Below are 14,645 nucleotides of genomic sequence, written 5' to 3' on the forward strand. Positions count from 1 at the left end.
CGCCGCGCAGGCAGCGCCCAGGCCCGTCGTCTCACTTGCCTTCGGAGCGCGGCGCGGTGTAGCCCTTCTGGCCCGCTTCGCTGCCCAGCGCCAGGATCGGGCCGTCGTATTTCTCCTGCCACAGCAATGAGCCCATGGCGATGTGCAGGGGATGGTCCTGCACGGTAAGCACGCGCCAGCCGTCCTCGCCATGGTAGTGCGCATGCTCGGACCAGCCCGGCGCCGACAGCAGCAGATCGCCCGCCTTCCAGTCGACGCGCACGCCGTCCACCATGCTGTAGCCGTGGCCGGATATGTGATAGTTGATCGAGGCGGACGTATGGCGGTGTCCATGCCTGCCCGTGTAGACGGGCGTGCCGGCCGGGCAGCCGCCTATCGTGGCGAAATAGCTTCCCGTGGTTCCATTGCGGCGCTCGGTGGCGGGATGGTAGAGCAGCCAGATGCGGCGGCGGCCATCGTCGGGCTCCTGCGCCAGATGGGGCCACACCTTTTTCCACGGCCAGTGCAGGGCGGGATTGGGAACCACCGGAATATCGGTCAGGTACTCGTAGCCGCGCAGACGCGCGCCCGCGTCCGTCAGTTCCAGGTCAGGGGAATTCTCCCAGGCGTATTGGCGCTTCTGCCGCTCGCTCAGGCCGTCCTCGGGGCGGCGGTCGTCCAGCACGGCCACGCCTTCCTCTTCGTACAGCACGCCCAGCAGTTCCAGCAAGGGCGCGTTGCTGTAGCTCAATCGCACCCAAGGCTCGGACCCCGTGTTTTCATGGATGTGGCCGCGCATCGACGGGATGGTCCAGACGTCGTTCAGCGCGGTATCGAAACTGCCATCCACCGTGACCCGGCCGTGTCCCCGGATGCCGATCTCCAGCAGGTTCGCGTTGCTCTTTCGCGCGACGGTTCGTTCGCCGGGCAGCAGCACGCCGATGGTCACGGAGGTGCCGGGCGTGAAGCCGTTGGCCGTACGCGAGGAGGGGTGCACGATGGCCGCGGCGCGCACGCCGTTGGCGGGAGGCGCAAGCCTGCACAGGCGCTCGACCTCCGCCTCGATGGACTCGCGCGGGACGAGCAACGGCTCCCAGATTTCCGGGCTCCGCGGAGCAAGCCCCGACTGGTCCAGGAATGGCAGGGCCTGGCGTTCCGGGGAACTGGCGTGCATGGAAGAACTCCTTGAAGAGGTACGGTCGTTTGGATGGATCGATTGCCGGCGCGTGACCCACGCAGTGTGCGTCCGGCGGTCACGCACCGAATGTGCGGCGAGCACGCAGGCGCTAGTCGGGCGAGACGCCCGTCGTCGTCACGACGCCACGCCAGAATTCGCGCTCGTCCTTCAGGCCCTCTTCGTAGGCATCGGCTGTTGCGAAGTCCGGGTACAGGCCCAGGTTGGTCAGCTTGGCCACTACGTCGGGGTGCGACAGGGCGTCCTGGACGGCGTCCTGGATGGAAGCGATGGCTTCGGTCGGAAGTTCCCTGGTGCCCATCAGGCCGAAGCGGCCTACCATTTCAAACCCGGCAAGGGTGTCGACCCCAAGGGGATAGGCTTCCAGGCCCTGAAGTTTCTTGTCGGAGAGCACGGCCACCGCCTTCACTTTGCCGGCGCGCACGAAAGGCAGTGCGACGGATATCCCGTCGATGTGGTATTGCAGATCACCTGACACCACGGCAGCCAGCGCCTCGGACGGGCGCACGAACGGCACGGCGTTGAATTGGACCCCCGCGGATCTGCCTATCCAGCTGACGGCCAGCGCGCCCATCGTGCTGGCGGGCGGCGTGCCGAAGGCGACCTTGCCCGGCTCCCGGCGCGCGCGGTCCAGGGCGGCGCCGAGCCCGCCCGTTGCGTCGTTGTTCGCCACGATCATCAGCGGCGTCTGCGCCAGGCGCACGACCGGCTTGAGATCGCGCAGATAGTCGAAGGACGCCGCCGCCTTGATCGTCAGGGGCGCGATCGCGATCGTGGAGGTGATCACCAGCAGCAGCGTGTGATCGTCCCGGGACGACGCCACATGATTCATTGCGACCACGCCGCCCGCGCCGGGCCGGTTGTCGACGATGACGGGCTGCTTGAGGGCAGCGGCCATGCGCTCGCCGATCAGGCGCGCGCCCGCGTCCGGCGCCGTGCCGGCAGATGCCGGCACCACGATGCGTACCGGCCTGTCGGGCCATGCCTGTGCGGCGGGGGCCGCCAGCGCCGCAACGCAGATGAATACGCCGCGGACCCAGCGTGGGATGGCTCGCATGATTGTCTCCTCGAATCGTTCGGACCCGCCCTGGCGATGGCAGCGGCCTGGTCGACGCCATGTCCGGCGTATCCGTAGTATTCAAGCAAGCAACCGATGCATCAACTGAATTCGATTAAGGTTGAAGATGCATGAAATTAATCGAGGATCGCGCGGACCCATGCAAAAAGGCCTGAGCGCGGTTCGATACCGTGTTCAGGCCTTGGGGCGCTGGCTTCCGACCGTCCGGGGTCCGGAGGTCAGTTCGATAGGTGGCTTTTCATTGAAACGGCAGGCGCCGCTTCAGGTGGTCTCGGGCTGCGGAATCTCGATCTTCACCTCGAGCACTTCCAGGGTGTCCTGGCGTTCGAGGTTTACCTTGATGTCGTCGGGATTGATCTTCACGTACTTGGAGATGACGGCGACCAGCTCCTGCTGCAGCTGCGGCAGGTAGTCCGGCGAATCGCCGCGGCCCGAACGCTCGTGCGCCAGGATGATCTGCAGGCGCTCTTTGGCCACCGTGGCCGTCTTCTTCTTTTCGCCCAGAAGGAACGACAGGAACGACATCGTCTACTTTCCTCCGAAAAGACGCTTGAGGAGCCCCGGCTTGCTGTAGTCGGTGAAGCGCAGGGAACGCTCTTCGCCCAGGTAGCGCGCCACCACGTCCTTGTAGGCCTCGGACACGTCGGTGTCCTTCAGGTGGATGGCGGGCAGGCCCTGGTTGGACGCCTGCAGCACGGCCTCGGATTCAGGCACCACGCCGATCAGCTTGATACGCAGGATGTCCTCGATGTCGGTCAGCGACAGCATTTCGCCGTCGTTGACGCGCTTGGGGTTGTAGCGCGTCAGCAGCAGGTATTCCTTGACCGGGTCCTCGCCTTCGATGGCGCGGCGCGACTTGGCGGCCAGGATGCCCAGGATGCGGTCGGAGTCGCGCACCGACGACACTTCGGGATTGGTCACGACCAGCGCGTCGTCGGCGTAGTAGGCTGCCAGCAGCGCGCCCGTCTCGATGCCGGCTGGCGAATCGCAGACGATGTAGTCGAAACCCATTTCCTTCAGGTCTTCGATGACCTTGCCCACGCCTTCCTGCGTCAGGGCATCCTTGTCGCGGGTCTGCGAGGCGGGCAGCACGAACAGGTTCTCGAGCTGCTTGTCCTTGATCAGCGCCTGCTTCAGGCTGGCTTCGCCCTGGATGACGTTGACGAAGTCGTACACGACGCGCCGCTCGCAACCCATGATGAGGTCGAGATTGCGCAGGCCGACGTCGAAGTCGATGACCGCCGTCTTGTGCCCCCGCATCGCCAGTCCGGAAGAGAAGCTCGCGCTGGTGGTCGTCTTGCCGACCCCGCCCTTGCCGGAAGTCACCACAACGATACGTGTCATGACCGTGAAACCCTTATGTTCGAATAAATCGCGTTATCGTAAAGCAAAAAGCCCGTGTAAGGCTTATTGCAAGATGTAGGCGGACGGCGTCCGCCAATGTCGTTTTCTCAGCCCTTCAGCGCTTCGACGCGCAATGCCTCGCCGTCCAGCCAGACCAGCGCCGGCTGGTTGTGCAGACTGGGGTCGAGCTTGGCCTCCACGACCCGGTACACGCCCGCGACCGCCAGCAGTTCGGCGTCCAGCTGCGTGGTGAAGATGCGCGCGTTGGTGTCGCCGCGCGCGCCGGCCATGGCCTTGCCGCGCAGCGGACCGTAGACGTGCACGTTGCCGTCGGCGATGACTTCAGCGCCCTGGCTGACCATGCCGATGACGACCAGGTCGGTCTGGCGAGCATACACGCGCTGGCCGGACCGCAGCGGCCGGTTGATGACCATGGCCGAGGCGGCCGGGGCGGGCGCGGGCGCCGCCGCGGCGGGCTCCGGCTGCGCCTTGGGCGCCGGTTCCGGCGTGGCCTTCGATGCGGCGGCCTTCGACGTGGCGGCAGTCGGTTCCGCCGCAGTCGATGCCGTGGGCGCCGCCGCCTCGGGCGCCGCCGCGGCGGCAACTGCCGACGGCGCGGCCGGCAAGGGCACCTGTGCGAATTCCGCGGCGCGCACGGCGGCGGCCGCGTCGGCCGGTGCCGACGGGCGCGCATTGGCCGTGGACAGGTCGACGGCGGTCAGGCCCGCGGCGCGCGCGGCGTCCAGGTTGGCGCCCTCGGCCACCACGCCGATGGGCGGCAGGTTGTGCTGGCGTAGCGCGTCCAGCAGGCGCGGCCAGTCGATGGCCTGCTCCAGGCGGCTGGCATCGATGACCACGGGCTCGTGCTCGAAGAAGCTGCCGGCGTCCGCCATGCGCTGGGCCAGCGCGTCGGCCAGCCGGTCGGTGTCGGCGCTGTGCAGCACCACGCGCACCGCGTACAGCGTGGCGCTCTTGAAATCCAGGGCAAGCGATTCGGTGTTCATGGTGATGCTCAGGCCGCCCAGGAGTCGCGCAGCGTGACCACGCGGTTGAGCACCGGCGCCTGGGCGGTGGAGTCGACGCGGTCCGCCGTGAAGTAGCCCAGGCGCTCGAACTGCCAGGTGGCGCCCGGTTCGGCCTGCGTGCCCGGCTCGAGCCAGGCCTGCACCGTCTGCTTGGAGTTCGGATTCAGGCAGGTCAGGAAATCCTTGTCGCCGCCATCGGGGTGCGGATCGGCGAACAGGCGGTCGTACAGGTGCACCTGCGCGGGCACGGCATGCGCCGCGCTGATCCACGTGATGGTGCCCTTGACCTTGACGCTGTCCGCGCCCGGCGTGCCGCTGCGCGTTTCCGGCAGGTATTCGGCATGCACTTCGACGATGTTGCCGGACTCGTCCTTGCGGAAACCCGTGCACTGCACGACGTAGCCGTACTTCAGGCGCACCTGGTTGCCCGGGAACAGGCGGAAGTATTTCTTGGGCGGTTCCTCGCGGAAGTCGTCGCGCTCGATCCAGAGTTCGCGCGAGAACGGGAACTCGCGGTGGCCGGCTTCGGGATCGTGCGGGTTGCGCGGGGCGGTGCAGATATCGGTCTGCCCCTCGGGGTAATTGGTGATGACCAGCTTCAGCGGGTCCAGCACGGCCACCGCGCGCGGTGCGACGGGATCCAGGTCATCGCGCACGGCCTGCTCCAGCAGGCTGTAGTCGATGCGCGAATCGGACTTGGACACCGCGGTGCGGTCGCAGAACAGGCGGATGGCCGAGGGCGTGTAGCCGCGGCGGCGCAGGCCGAACAGCGTGGGCAGGCGGGGGTCGTCCCAGCCCGACACGTGGCCCTCGCGCACCAGCTGCAGCAGCTTGCGCTTGCTGGTGACGATGTAGGTGAGGTTGAGCCGCGCGAATTCGTACTGGTGCGGCAGCGGCGCGGCCAGCTTGCCCAGTTCGGCCAGGCGGGCCAGGATCCAGTCGTAGAACGGCCGCTGGTCTTCGAACTCCAGCGTGCAGATGCTGTGCGTGATGCCTTCCAGCGCGTCTTCCACCGGGTGGGCCCAGCTGTACATCGGATAGATGCACCAGTCGTTGCCCGTGCGGTGGTGGGTGGCGTGGCGCACGCGGTACATGACCGGGTCGCGCAGGTTGATGTTGGGCGAGGCCATGTCGATGCGGGCGCGCAGCACCAGGCTGCCGTCCGGATGCTTGCCGTCGCGCATCTCGCGCAGCAGCGTGAGCGACTCGGCGGCGGGACGGTCGCGCCACGGCGAGTCGATGCCGGGCTCGGTCAGCGTGCCGCGGTTGGCGCGGATCTGGTCGGCGTTCTGTTCGTCGACGTAGGCGTGGCCGGCCTCGATCAGCGCTTCGGCGAACTCGTACATGTAGCCGAAGTAGTCGCTGGCGAAGTACTTGTTGTCGTTGCCGTCGGCGCGCCAGTCGAAGCCCAGCCATTGCACGGCCTCGGCGATGGCGTCGACGTATTCCTGCTCTTCCTTCTCGGGATTGGTGTCGTCGAAACGCAGGTGGCAGACGCCGCCGTACTCGCGCGCCATGCCGAAGTTGACGCAGATGCTCTTGGCGTGGCCGATGTGCAGATAGCCGTTGGGCTCCGGCGGGAACCGGGTGCGGATGCGGGCCGGGTCGAGGTTGCCCTGCTGCTGGATGGCCGCCGGGCCGGGCCGGCCAGCCCAGCGCTTGTCCTGGAAGCGACCGGAGCCCAGGTCGTCCTCGATGATGTTGCGCAGATAATTGCTGGCGGCGGGCGGCGTCGGGGCAGTGGTCATTCTGGAGAGAGGCGGATGGGCAGCGGCAAAGCGTCAATTTTGCCACGTTCGCGGCCGTTGCCCATGAGGTGGGGGCGTTTTCGGTTTTCCACAGCCGGCCGGGCGTTCCGCCATGGCGGCGCGCACGCCGCTCTACGCATGCCGCCGCTGCCGCCGAACCCGGGGCACAGCGGATCCGGGCTCCGCCGGTCCGCCAGTGCCGCCCCTTGAGGGGCGCGCGCAGCGCGTAGGGGTGGATTCCATTCGGGTGGGTCAATCCGTTCTACACTACCGGCCATCATGGAAATCCCCTCGCTATTGCTGGCTCGCGCGCAGTTCATGGCCAGCTTCAGTTTCCTCGCGCTGTTCATGGCCGTGGCGCTGGCGCTGGCCTGGATGCTGCTGTTCTTCAAGATACGCGCGCGCCTCACGGGGCTGGCCGGCTGGACGGCCGCCTACCGCTTCTGGGTCCGCATCTTCGCGCTCAGTTTCGTGCTGGCCCTGGGGTCCGCGCTGCCGGTGCTGGTGCAGATGGGCAGCCTGTGGGGCGGGGTGATGGACAAGATCGGCAACGTGGCCGGTCCGCTGGTGGGCTACGGCGTGCTGTCCGTCTTCGTGCTGAAATCCTGTTTCCTGGGCGTCATGCTGTTCGGCCAGCGCCGCGTGTCGGACGCCGCGCACACCCTGGCGGTGCTGATGGTGGCCGTGGGCCAGCTGATCGCCGTGGGCTGGCTGGTGGCGCTGCATTCCTGGATGCAGACACCGGACGGCGCGGCCCTCATCGAGGGCCGCTACCAGGTCTACGACTGGCCCGCCGTGGTATTCAATCCGTCGTTCGGCTGGAGCATGGCGCTGACCGTGCTGGGGGCCTTGCTGGCCGCCGCCTTCCTCATCATGGGCGTCATCGCCCTGCAAGCCCTGCGCCGCCCGCCCGGTGACGGCGAACGCAGCGCCTTCAAGGCCGCGGCCCTCGTGGCCGCCCTGGCCGCCCTGCTGCAGGCGCCGGCCGCCATCGGCATGGCCGAAGTGATGGCGCGGCACCAGCCCGCCAAGGCGGCGGCGCTGGCGGGCTACTGGCATACCGGCCCGGCGCCCGAGCTGGCGCTGGTCGGCTGGCCCGACGCGCAGAGCCAGAGCAACCTGTACTCGTGGACCGTGCAGACCGGCACGCGCCTGCTGGCGCGCACCGCCCAGGGCGAGTTCGTGGGCCTGGACCGCTTCGCCGGCATGCAGCCGCCCGTGGCGCTGGTGTTCTGGTCCGCGCGCGTGGCCGTGCTGGCGGGCCTGGCCATGCTGGGCGCGGCCTGCCTGACGCTGCTGCTGGGCTGGCGCCGCAATCTCGATCCCGGCGCGCTGCCGGCCTGGTGGCTGCGCGGGCTGACCTGCATGACCTTCGCGGGCGGCCTGGGCGCGGTGGCCAGCTGGTGGGTGTCGCTGCTGGGCCTGCTGCCCTATGCGGTGAACCGCAGCGTCACGCAATCCGAGATCCTCAGCGGGGCCTCGCACACCTCGCTCACCTATGGCCTGGCGGCCTACGTGCTGCTTTACGTGGCGCTGGGCGCGGCCTTCGTCGGCATGCTGCTGCACGCCGCGCGCTATGGCGTGGTGCCCGTGCGGAAAACGGCCGGAGGCGCCGCATGATCGATACCCTTGCCGCCTCGCTGGGGCTCACGCCCAACGATCCCGCGTTCTGGATGCCCATGGTCTTCATGGGCCTGCTGCTGCTGCTGATCGTGGCCGGCATCGTGCTGGATGGCTTCGACATCGGCGTGGGCGTGCTGCTGCAGGTGGCGCCGTCCGAGATGCGCGGCCGCATGATGGGCCTGCTGAGCCCCTGGCGCGACGCCAACGAGTTCTGGCCCCTGCTGGGCATCGGGCTGTTCTGCGCAGCCTTCCCATTCGCGTGGGGCTCCGTGTTCAGCAAGCTCTACGGGCCGCTGGCCTGCATGGGCTTCGGCATGCTGTTGCGCAGCGTGTCGTTCGAGTTCCGCATCCGGGCCCGCAACGAGCACAAGCCGCGCTGGATCGCCGGCTTCTGGCTGGGCTCGGTCCTGACCGCCGTGGGGCAGGGCGCGGTGCTGGGCCGCGTCGCCACGGGCTACCAGAGCGACGCCGGCTACGGCTGGTTCTCGATCTTCACCGGCGCCTGCGCCATCGCCGCCTATGCGCTGCTGGGCGCATGCTGGCTGGTGATGCGCGTCGACGGCGACCTGCAGCGCCGCGCCGTGGGCTGGGCCCGCCACGCCACGCGCTGGACCTCGGTCGGCATGGTGGCGGTGGCCGTGGCGCTGGGCCTGGCCAACTCCGGCGTGTTCTACCGCTGGAGCGACGATGCGCACCTGGGCCTGGCCGTGGCCGTGTGGGTGGCGATGCTGCTGTGCTTCGTGGGCATCGAGATGCTGCTGGCGCGCCTGCCCGGCCGCGCCGACCGCTTCGACTGGCTGCCCTTCGTGCTGTGCGTGCTGCTGTACGTGCTGATGCTGGCGGGCCTGACCTACAGCTTCTTCCCGTACCTGATCCTGGACGACCTGACCATCTGGGACGGCTCGGGCGCGGTGGCCTCGATGCGCCTGGTGCTGGCCGGCGCCGTGATCGGCGTGCCGGTGGTGCTGATCTTCAACGTGCTGGCCTACCGTTCGGTGTTCGGGCGCGAACGGCGCGCGACCGTGGCGCCGCCGGGGCTGCCTCAGTAGGCCGCCCCGCCCGCATGGCGGCCCGGGCTTGACCGTTTCTCATGCCGCCAGCGGCAGCGAGATTCGCACCAGCAGCCCGCCTGCCGGCGCATCCAGCAGTTCCAGCTTGCCGCCGTGCACCCGGGCGATGGAGTCGGCCAGGGCCAGTCCCAGGCCCACGTTGCCGGTGCGGGTGCGCGCGTCGTCCAGCCGGGCGAAGGGGCGCAGGGCCTCCTGGCGCCGCGCGGGCGCGATGCCCGGGCCATGGTCGGCGACGTCCAGCACCGCATGCTGGCCGTCGCGGCGCAGCGCGATGTCGATGGGCAGCGCACCATGGTGCAGGGCATTGCCGATCAGGTTGTCCAGCAGTCGGCCCAGCGCGACCGCGTCGCCATTCACCACCAGGTTGGGATCGTCGGGCGACTGCAGCGTGACGTCGGTGCCCGCGCCTTGCCAGGCGCCCACGCGGTCTTCGATCCATTCGGTCAGCGACAGCGGGGTGCGATGGTAGGCCGCCGGGTCGGTGCCGCGCACGAAGCCGATGAACTGGTCGACCATGTGCTGCATGTCCTGCAGGTCCTTGCGCAGCCCGTCCTTCAGCGTGGGATCGCTGGCCATCTCGATGCGCAGCCACATGCGCGACAGTGGGCCTTTCAGGTCGTGCGGCAGGCCGGACAGCAGGGTGCGCCGCACCGAGTCGGACTCGGCCAGCGCGTCCAGCATGGCATTGAAGCGCTCGCCCAGCACGCGCGTCTCGTGCGGGCCGGAAGGTTCGACGCGCTGCGGCTGGCCGGCCGCCAGCCGGTCGGCGGCGTCCGCCAGGCGGGTGATGGGCCGGGTGATGTGCCACGAGAATCCGGCGGCCAGCAGCAGCACCACGCCCAGGCCGCCCAGCCAGATGGCCAGCAGCGGCGTGGATACGGGCGGATCCAGGCGTTCCAGCGGAATGACCAGCCATTCGCGCAGCAGCGGCGCGTCTTCGGTGGCCGGATTGGGCGCCAGCGAGATGAACAGTTCGGGATCGGGGCCGCGCGACAGCGCCACCCGCGTGCCGTCGTTCAGCCGGTCGTTCAGTTCGCGGACCAGGCCGCGCAGGTTGCGCCGCACGTCGTCGGTATCGGGCGGCTCGCGGCGCGGCGGCAGGTGTTCGCGGCGCTGCAGCCGCGCCTCGGCCGGCAGCACGCGCGACCACAGCCGCCACTGGTTCTGCGACGCCACCCGCACGAAATCCTGGCGGTCGTCGGCCGGCACCTGCGACAGGGCCGCGCGCAGCGTGCGGATGGTGGTGGTGAGATAGTCGATGCCGACGTTCTCGATGAACTTGTCGCGGAAGTACGCGGCGCTGGTCAGTGTGGCCGCCTGGGCCAGCAGCACGGCGCCCAACACTAGCAGGATCAGGCGCGTGCGCAGCGAACGCGGCAGCAGCAGGCGAGGGTGCAGGCGCATGACCGCGCCGCCTTAAGGCGAGAACCGGTAGCCGATGCCCCACACCGTCTGGATCCAGCGCGGCTGCTTGGGGTCTTCCTCGATGGCGCGGCGCAGCCGCAGGACGGCGATGTCGATGGCCCGGTCGTTGCGCTCGCCGCCGTCGTCGTCGCGGGCCAGCGACAGCAGGCGTTCGCGCGACAGCGGCTTGCCGGCATTGCGCACCAGCGCCTCGAGCAGGTTGATCTCGCCGCCGGTGAGCTTGACGGCCGTGCCGTCGCGCAGCAACTGGCGCGTGGCCGGGTCGAAGACGAACGGGCCGAACGAGACGGGGGAATCCTTGGTGAGCGCCGACGGGCCGCGCTTGCGGCGCAGCACCGCCTCGATGCGGGCCAGCAACTCGCGCGGATCGAAAGGCTTGCCCAGGTAGTCGTCGGCGCCGGCCTCCAGGCCGATGATGCGGTCGACCGCCTCGTCGCGCGCGGTCAGCAGGATGACGGGCAGGTCTTCGCCCTGTTCGCGCAGCTTGCGACAGGCGTCCGCGCCGTCGCCGCCGGGCAGCATGCGGTCCAGCACCAGCAGGTCGGGCGCATAGCGGGTGATGCGCGCGGCCAGATCGTTGGCGTCGGGCGCCAGCAGGGTGTCGTAACCGTGCCGGTTGAGGTAGTCGGCCAACAATTGCCGCAATGCGGGATCGTCGTCGACGACCAACAGCTTGGTGTGGGGCTGATCCATGGACGGCATAGTGACTGGGCGCGGGACGGCCGGCAAGGGGTGGAAATCAATTGAAATATGCTGCGCCATTATTTTGCTATGTCCCCGCTTTCAAGGGAACCCGCGGAGGGACTTAAAATCGAACTTGTCCGTCGCGCCTGGACGCGGCAGTACTCAGGACGCCCATCCCCTATGTCGTGCCACCGTTCCCTCTGCTGGAGGCCTGCGTTCGCCCGCTCTCGCCGGGCGATGGCGGCGCGCGTCGCCGTCCTGGGTTTCACGGGCATCAGCATATTGGGTGCCTGCGCGGCGGCGGCGGGCCAGGGATGGGCCACCGAGGGCGACGTGGCCCGCTACGGCATCGGCGTACTGGCTCCCGCCTTGCCGATGCGGGTGGCGCCTCCCGCGCGGCTCGAGGCGCAGGCGCTACCGCCTGATCCTTGCCTGGACGACGACGAGGTCGGCCTGCTGTGCGCCACCGCGCTGGCCGATCCCAACGCCGGCCCGCCCGAGCCCGATCCGTCCTATGCACTGGGTCTCGAGCCCGCCGACTTCGGCCCGGGCACCAAGGTGCAGGTGGTCTACGGCATCGCCAAGCCGCGCAAGCGCTGGTTCGCGTCGGTCGGCTCCCAGACCGGCATGGTCTACGGCGACCGCAACTGGACTTACCGCGAAGCCGACGGTCCGTCCGTGGCCGTGGGCAATCTCAACACGGCGCCATTGGCGTGGGGGAGTTCGGCCTTCGCGATCGGCGGGCTGCAATTGTCCAGCCCCAGCCCCACCACGACGTCCGCCGGCACGCTCGAGCCCGGCGAGTTCGGCTACACGTCCTCCATCGGCCGCTTGAACAACACCGACATGTCGGCCACGTCGGGCGCCGTCGTCTATGGCCCGTCGGTGGGCACCGGCAGCTTCCGCTATGGCGTCACCTCCGACGTCACGCTGGAAGGGCAGGTGCAGAGCGCTCCGTCGCTGACGGCCCGCGGCGTGGGCACCACCTACTCCGCGGGCGAATACGGCAGCGTGCAGGCTGGCGTCACGCAGAGTACCTACGATACGGTCGGCGCGCGGCGCTACCGGCTGGGCTACAGCGTCAACATCATCGACGACCTGACGGTCGGCCTGACCACCGAGCGCACGCAGAACGGCTTCAGCGACCTGGCCACCTACCAGTCGGGCGGCGCCTCTCCGTACAGCCGCAACATCTACAGCGCCGGCCTGCCGGTCTCGGGCATCGGTACCCTCAGCGGCACGTATACGCTGGGCAACGGGCTCACGCCGGCCGACGACGAGCGCCGCATCGGCCTGGTGCAGAGCGTCACCCTGGCACCCAGCGTGCAGTTCGCCCTGGGCGCCGACCGCGACATCGTCACGGGCGACTACGACGTGCGCGCCAATCTCAGCATGCCGGTGGACACCTTCATGCGCGGGCGCTGGTGGAGCCGCTGAGGCCGGCCGCGTTCGCGGGCCACGGACCGCGCATGCACGCGGCAGACGGCATGGCGGCGCGCGGATTCGCCACGGTGCGCGAGGCGCCGCGCAAATGGGGCTTAAAATCCTCGGCATGATGCTTTCGGCTGCTCTCCATGTCTGACCCGCGCGCTTTGTCCGTACTGCAGCGCGTCTTCGGCTACGAATCCTTCCGCGGCGACCAGCAGGCCATCGTCCAGCACGTCATCGACGGCGGCGATGCCCTGGTGCTGATGCCCACCGGCGGCGGCAAATCCCTCTGTTACCAGGTGCCCGCGCTGGTGCGCGAAGGCACCGGCGTGGTCGTGTCGCCGCTGATCGCGCTGATGCAGGACCAGGTCGACGCGCTGACCGAACTGGGCGTGCGCGCGGCCTTCCTGAACTCGACGCAGGAGTGGCGCGTGGCCCGCGAGGTCGAGCAGGCCTTCCTGGCCGGCGAGCTCGACCTGTTGTACGTGGCGCCCGAGCGCCTGATGACCGACCGCTGCCTCGAGATGCTGGAACGCGGGCGCATCGCCCTGTTCGCCATCGACGAGGCGCACTGCGTGTCGCAGTGGGGCCATGATTTCCGGCCGGAATACCTCGAACTGTCGATGCTGCACGAGCGCTGGCCCGACGTGCCGCGCATCGCGCTGACGGCCACGGCCACCGCGGCCACGCGCGACGAGATCGCGCAGCGCCTGGCGCTGGATACGGCGCGCCATTTCGTGGCCAGCTTCGACCGGCCCAACATCCGCTATCGCATCGTCGAGAAGAACGAGGTGCGGCGCCAGTTGCTGGACCTGATCCGCACCGAGCACGCGGGCGATTCAGGTGTGGTCTATTGCCTGTCGCGCGCCCGCGTCGAGGAAACCGCCGAGTTCCTGTGCAACAACGGCGTCAATGCCTTGCCCTATCACGCTGGATTGGGCGCGCAGGTGCGCGCGGCCAACCAGTCGCGCTTCCTGCGCGAGGACGGCATCGTCATGGTGGCCACCATCGCGTTCGGCATGGGCATCGACAAGCCCGACGTGCGCTTCGTGGCGCACATCGACCTGCCCAAGTCCGTCGAAGGCTATTACCAGGAAACCGGCCGCGCCGGCCGCGACGGGCTGCCCGCCTCGGCCTGGCTGGCGTATGGCCTGCAGGACGTGGTGCAGCAGCGCCGCATGATCGACGAGTCGCCGGGCGAGGAAGCCTATCGCCGCCGCCTGGGACAGCAGCTGGATGCCATGCTGGGCCTGTGCGAGACGGTGGAATGCCGCCGCGTAAGGCTGCTGGCCTATTTCGGCCAGACCATCACCGCCTGCGGCAACTGCGACGTCTGCCTGGATCCGCCCCAGGCCTGGGACGGCACGGTGGCCGCGCAGAAGGTGCTGTCGGCCGTGTACCGGCTGCAGCAGCGCGGCCAGCGCTACGGCGCCGGCCACATCATCGACATCCTGCGCGGCAAGAGCACCGAGCGCACGCGCCAGCACGACCACGAATCGCTCAGCGTGTTCGGCATCGGTTCCGACCTGTCGGACCAGGCCTGGCGCGGCGTGCTGCGGCAACTGCTGGCGCAGGGCCTGCTGATGGTCGACCACGAGGGCTACGGCACGTTGGCGCTGACGGAAGACAGCCGCGCCGTGCTCAAGGGCGAGCGCCAGTTGATGCTGCGCCGCGAATCCGAGAAAAAGGAGCGCTCGCGCGGCACCCAGCGCGCCCGCGCCGAGGCGGTGGAGCTGCCGCCCGAGGCCAAGCCGCTGTTCGATGCGCTGCGCGCGTGGCGCGGCGAGGTCGCCAAGAACCACGGCGTGCCGGCCTACGTCATCTTCCACGACGCCACGCTGCGCGAGATTGCCCAGGCACGGCCCGAGACGATGGAAGACCTGGGGCACATCAGCGGGGTGGGCGCGCGCAAGCTGGACGCCTACGGCGAGGACATCCTGCGGCACGTGGCGCAGGGCTAGCCTGGCGCAGGGCTGACCTGGCGCAGGGCTGACCTGGCGCAGGGCTGATCCGGCGCGGCGGCCTGCCTGGACCAGGACTGACGAT

Annotated in this window: 12 protein-coding genes; 4 read left to right on the forward strand and 8 right to left on the reverse strand. The window is 69.1% G+C overall.

The window, feature by feature from the left end; translation table 11 throughout:
* Window positions 1–31 precede the first annotated feature (31 nt).
* From FS845_RS14940 to FS845_RS14965, 6 genes are all read right to left on the reverse strand, one after another.
* Window positions 32–1,153, reverse strand: coding sequence for an AraC family ligand binding domain-containing protein (locus tag FS845_RS14940; RefSeq protein WP_144636648.1), 1,122 nt, complete (start codon window positions 1,151–1,153; stop codon window positions 32–34).
* A gap of 112 nt (window positions 1,154–1,265) precedes the next feature.
* The gene (locus FS845_RS14945) at window positions 1,266–2,231 is read right to left on the reverse strand and encodes a tripartite tricarboxylate transporter substrate binding protein (protein ID WP_144636650.1); all 966 of its coding nucleotides are present in this window, start codon (window positions 2,229–2,231) and stop codon (window positions 1,266–1,268) included.
* Between the two features lie 282 nt (window positions 2,232–2,513).
* A complete protein-coding gene (gene minE, locus FS845_RS14950) occupies window positions 2,514–2,777 on the reverse strand; it encodes a cell division topological specificity factor MinE (RefSeq protein ID WP_144636652.1) in 264 nt (87 codons plus the stop codon).
* Between the two features lie 3 nt (window positions 2,778–2,780).
* Window positions 2,781–3,596, reverse strand: coding sequence for a septum site-determining protein MinD (gene minD, locus FS845_RS14955; protein WP_144636654.1), 816 nt, complete (start codon window positions 3,594–3,596; stop codon window positions 2,781–2,783).
* 107 nt (window positions 3,597–3,703) lie between these two features.
* Window positions 3,704–4,600, reverse strand: coding sequence for a septum site-determining protein MinC (minC, locus tag FS845_RS14960; RefSeq protein WP_144636656.1), 897 nt, complete (start codon window positions 4,598–4,600; stop codon window positions 3,704–3,706).
* Between the two features lie 8 nt (window positions 4,601–4,608).
* Window positions 4,609–6,369, reverse strand: a complete 1,761-nt coding sequence (locus FS845_RS14965) for a glutamine--tRNA ligase/YqeY domain fusion protein (RefSeq protein WP_144636658.1) — start codon at window positions 6,367–6,369, stop codon at window positions 4,609–4,611.
* Between the two features lie 279 nt (window positions 6,370–6,648).
* Here FS845_RS14965 and FS845_RS14970 point away from each other — a divergent pair, with 279 nt between their 5' ends.
* Complete coding sequence (locus tag FS845_RS14970; protein ID WP_144636660.1) at window positions 6,649–7,989, forward strand: cytochrome ubiquinol oxidase subunit I; 1,341 nt, start codon at window positions 6,649–6,651, stop codon at window positions 7,987–7,989.
* Window positions 7,986–9,041 carry a cytochrome d ubiquinol oxidase subunit II gene (locus FS845_RS14975; RefSeq protein WP_144636662.1) on the forward strand — a complete coding sequence of 352 codons (1,056 nt, stop codon included), beginning with the start codon at window positions 7,986–7,988 and terminating at the stop codon, window positions 9,039–9,041. Before FS845_RS14970 ends, FS845_RS14975 begins: the two co-directional genes overlap by 4 nt.
* A 39-nt stretch (window positions 9,042–9,080) precedes the next feature.
* Here the strand turns inward: FS845_RS14975 and FS845_RS14980 are convergent, their stop codons facing one another.
* Entirely contained in the window at window positions 9,081–10,466 is a 1,386-nt protein-coding gene (locus tag FS845_RS14980; protein WP_144636664.1) for an ATP-binding protein, read from the reverse strand.
* Window positions 10,467–10,478: 12 nt separating this feature from the next.
* Window positions 10,479–11,180 carry a response regulator gene (locus FS845_RS14985; protein WP_144636666.1) on the reverse strand — a complete coding sequence of 234 codons (702 nt, stop codon included), beginning with the start codon at window positions 11,178–11,180 and terminating at the stop codon, window positions 10,479–10,481.
* Window positions 11,181–11,408: 228 nt separating this feature from the next.
* Between FS845_RS14985 and FS845_RS14990 the strand changes: the two genes are divergently transcribed.
* Together FS845_RS14990 and recQ are read left to right on the forward strand one after the other, a co-directional pair.
* Window positions 11,409–12,608 carry a fimbrial protein gene (locus FS845_RS14990; protein ID WP_260986291.1) on the forward strand — a complete coding sequence of 400 codons (1,200 nt, stop codon included), beginning with the start codon at window positions 11,409–11,411 and terminating at the stop codon, window positions 12,606–12,608.
* A 137-nt stretch (window positions 12,609–12,745) separates the two neighbouring features.
* Window positions 12,746–14,560: a DNA helicase RecQ gene (recQ, locus tag FS845_RS14995; RefSeq protein WP_144636668.1), complete on the forward strand. Its 1,815-nt coding sequence runs from the start codon at window positions 12,746–12,748 to the stop codon at window positions 14,558–14,560.
* Window positions 14,561–14,645 lie beyond the last annotated feature (85 nt).

Source organism: Bordetella genomosp. 13 (assembly GCF_007679965.1).
GTDB lineage: Bacteria > Pseudomonadota > Gammaproteobacteria > Burkholderiales > Burkholderiaceae_B > Bordetella.

Bases quoted from the DNA above. Each gene is read 5' to 3' on its own strand.
- FS845_RS14940 (WP_144636648.1), bottom strand. From the start codon at position 1,153: ATGCACGCCAGTTCCCCGGAACGCCAGGCCCTGCCATTCCTGGACCAG.
- FS845_RS14945 (WP_144636650.1), bottom strand. From the start codon at position 2,231: ATGCGAGCCATCCCACGCTGGGTCCGCGGCGTATTCATCTGCGTTGCG.
- minE (WP_144636652.1), bottom strand. From the start codon at position 2,777: ATGTCGTTCCTGTCGTTCCTTCTGGGCGAAAAGAAGAAGACGGCCACG.
- minD (WP_144636654.1), bottom strand. From the start codon at position 3,596: ATGACACGTATCGTTGTGGTGACTTCCGGCAAGGGCGGGGTCGGCAAG.
- minC (WP_144636656.1), bottom strand. From the start codon at position 4,600: ATGAACACCGAATCGCTTGCCCTGGATTTCAAGAGCGCCACGCTGTAC.
- FS845_RS14965 (WP_144636658.1), bottom strand. From the start codon at position 6,369: ATGACCACTGCCCCGACGCCGCCCGCCGCCAGCAATTATCTGCGCAAC.
- FS845_RS14970 (WP_144636660.1), top strand. From the start codon at position 6,649: ATGGAAATCCCCTCGCTATTGCTGGCTCGCGCGCAGTTCATGGCCAGC.
- FS845_RS14975 (WP_144636662.1), top strand. From the start codon at position 7,986: ATGATCGATACCCTTGCCGCCTCGCTGGGGCTCACGCCCAACGATCCC.
- FS845_RS14980 (WP_144636664.1), bottom strand. From the start codon at position 10,466: ATGCGCCTGCACCCTCGCCTGCTGCTGCCGCGTTCGCTGCGCACGCGC.
- FS845_RS14985 (WP_144636666.1), bottom strand. From the start codon at position 11,180: ATGGATCAGCCCCACACCAAGCTGTTGGTCGTCGACGACGATCCCGCA.
- FS845_RS14990 (WP_260986291.1), top strand. From the start codon at position 11,409: ATGGCGGCGCGCGTCGCCGTCCTGGGTTTCACGGGCATCAGCATATTG.
- recQ (WP_144636668.1), top strand. From the start codon at position 12,746: ATGTCTGACCCGCGCGCTTTGTCCGTACTGCAGCGCGTCTTCGGCTAC.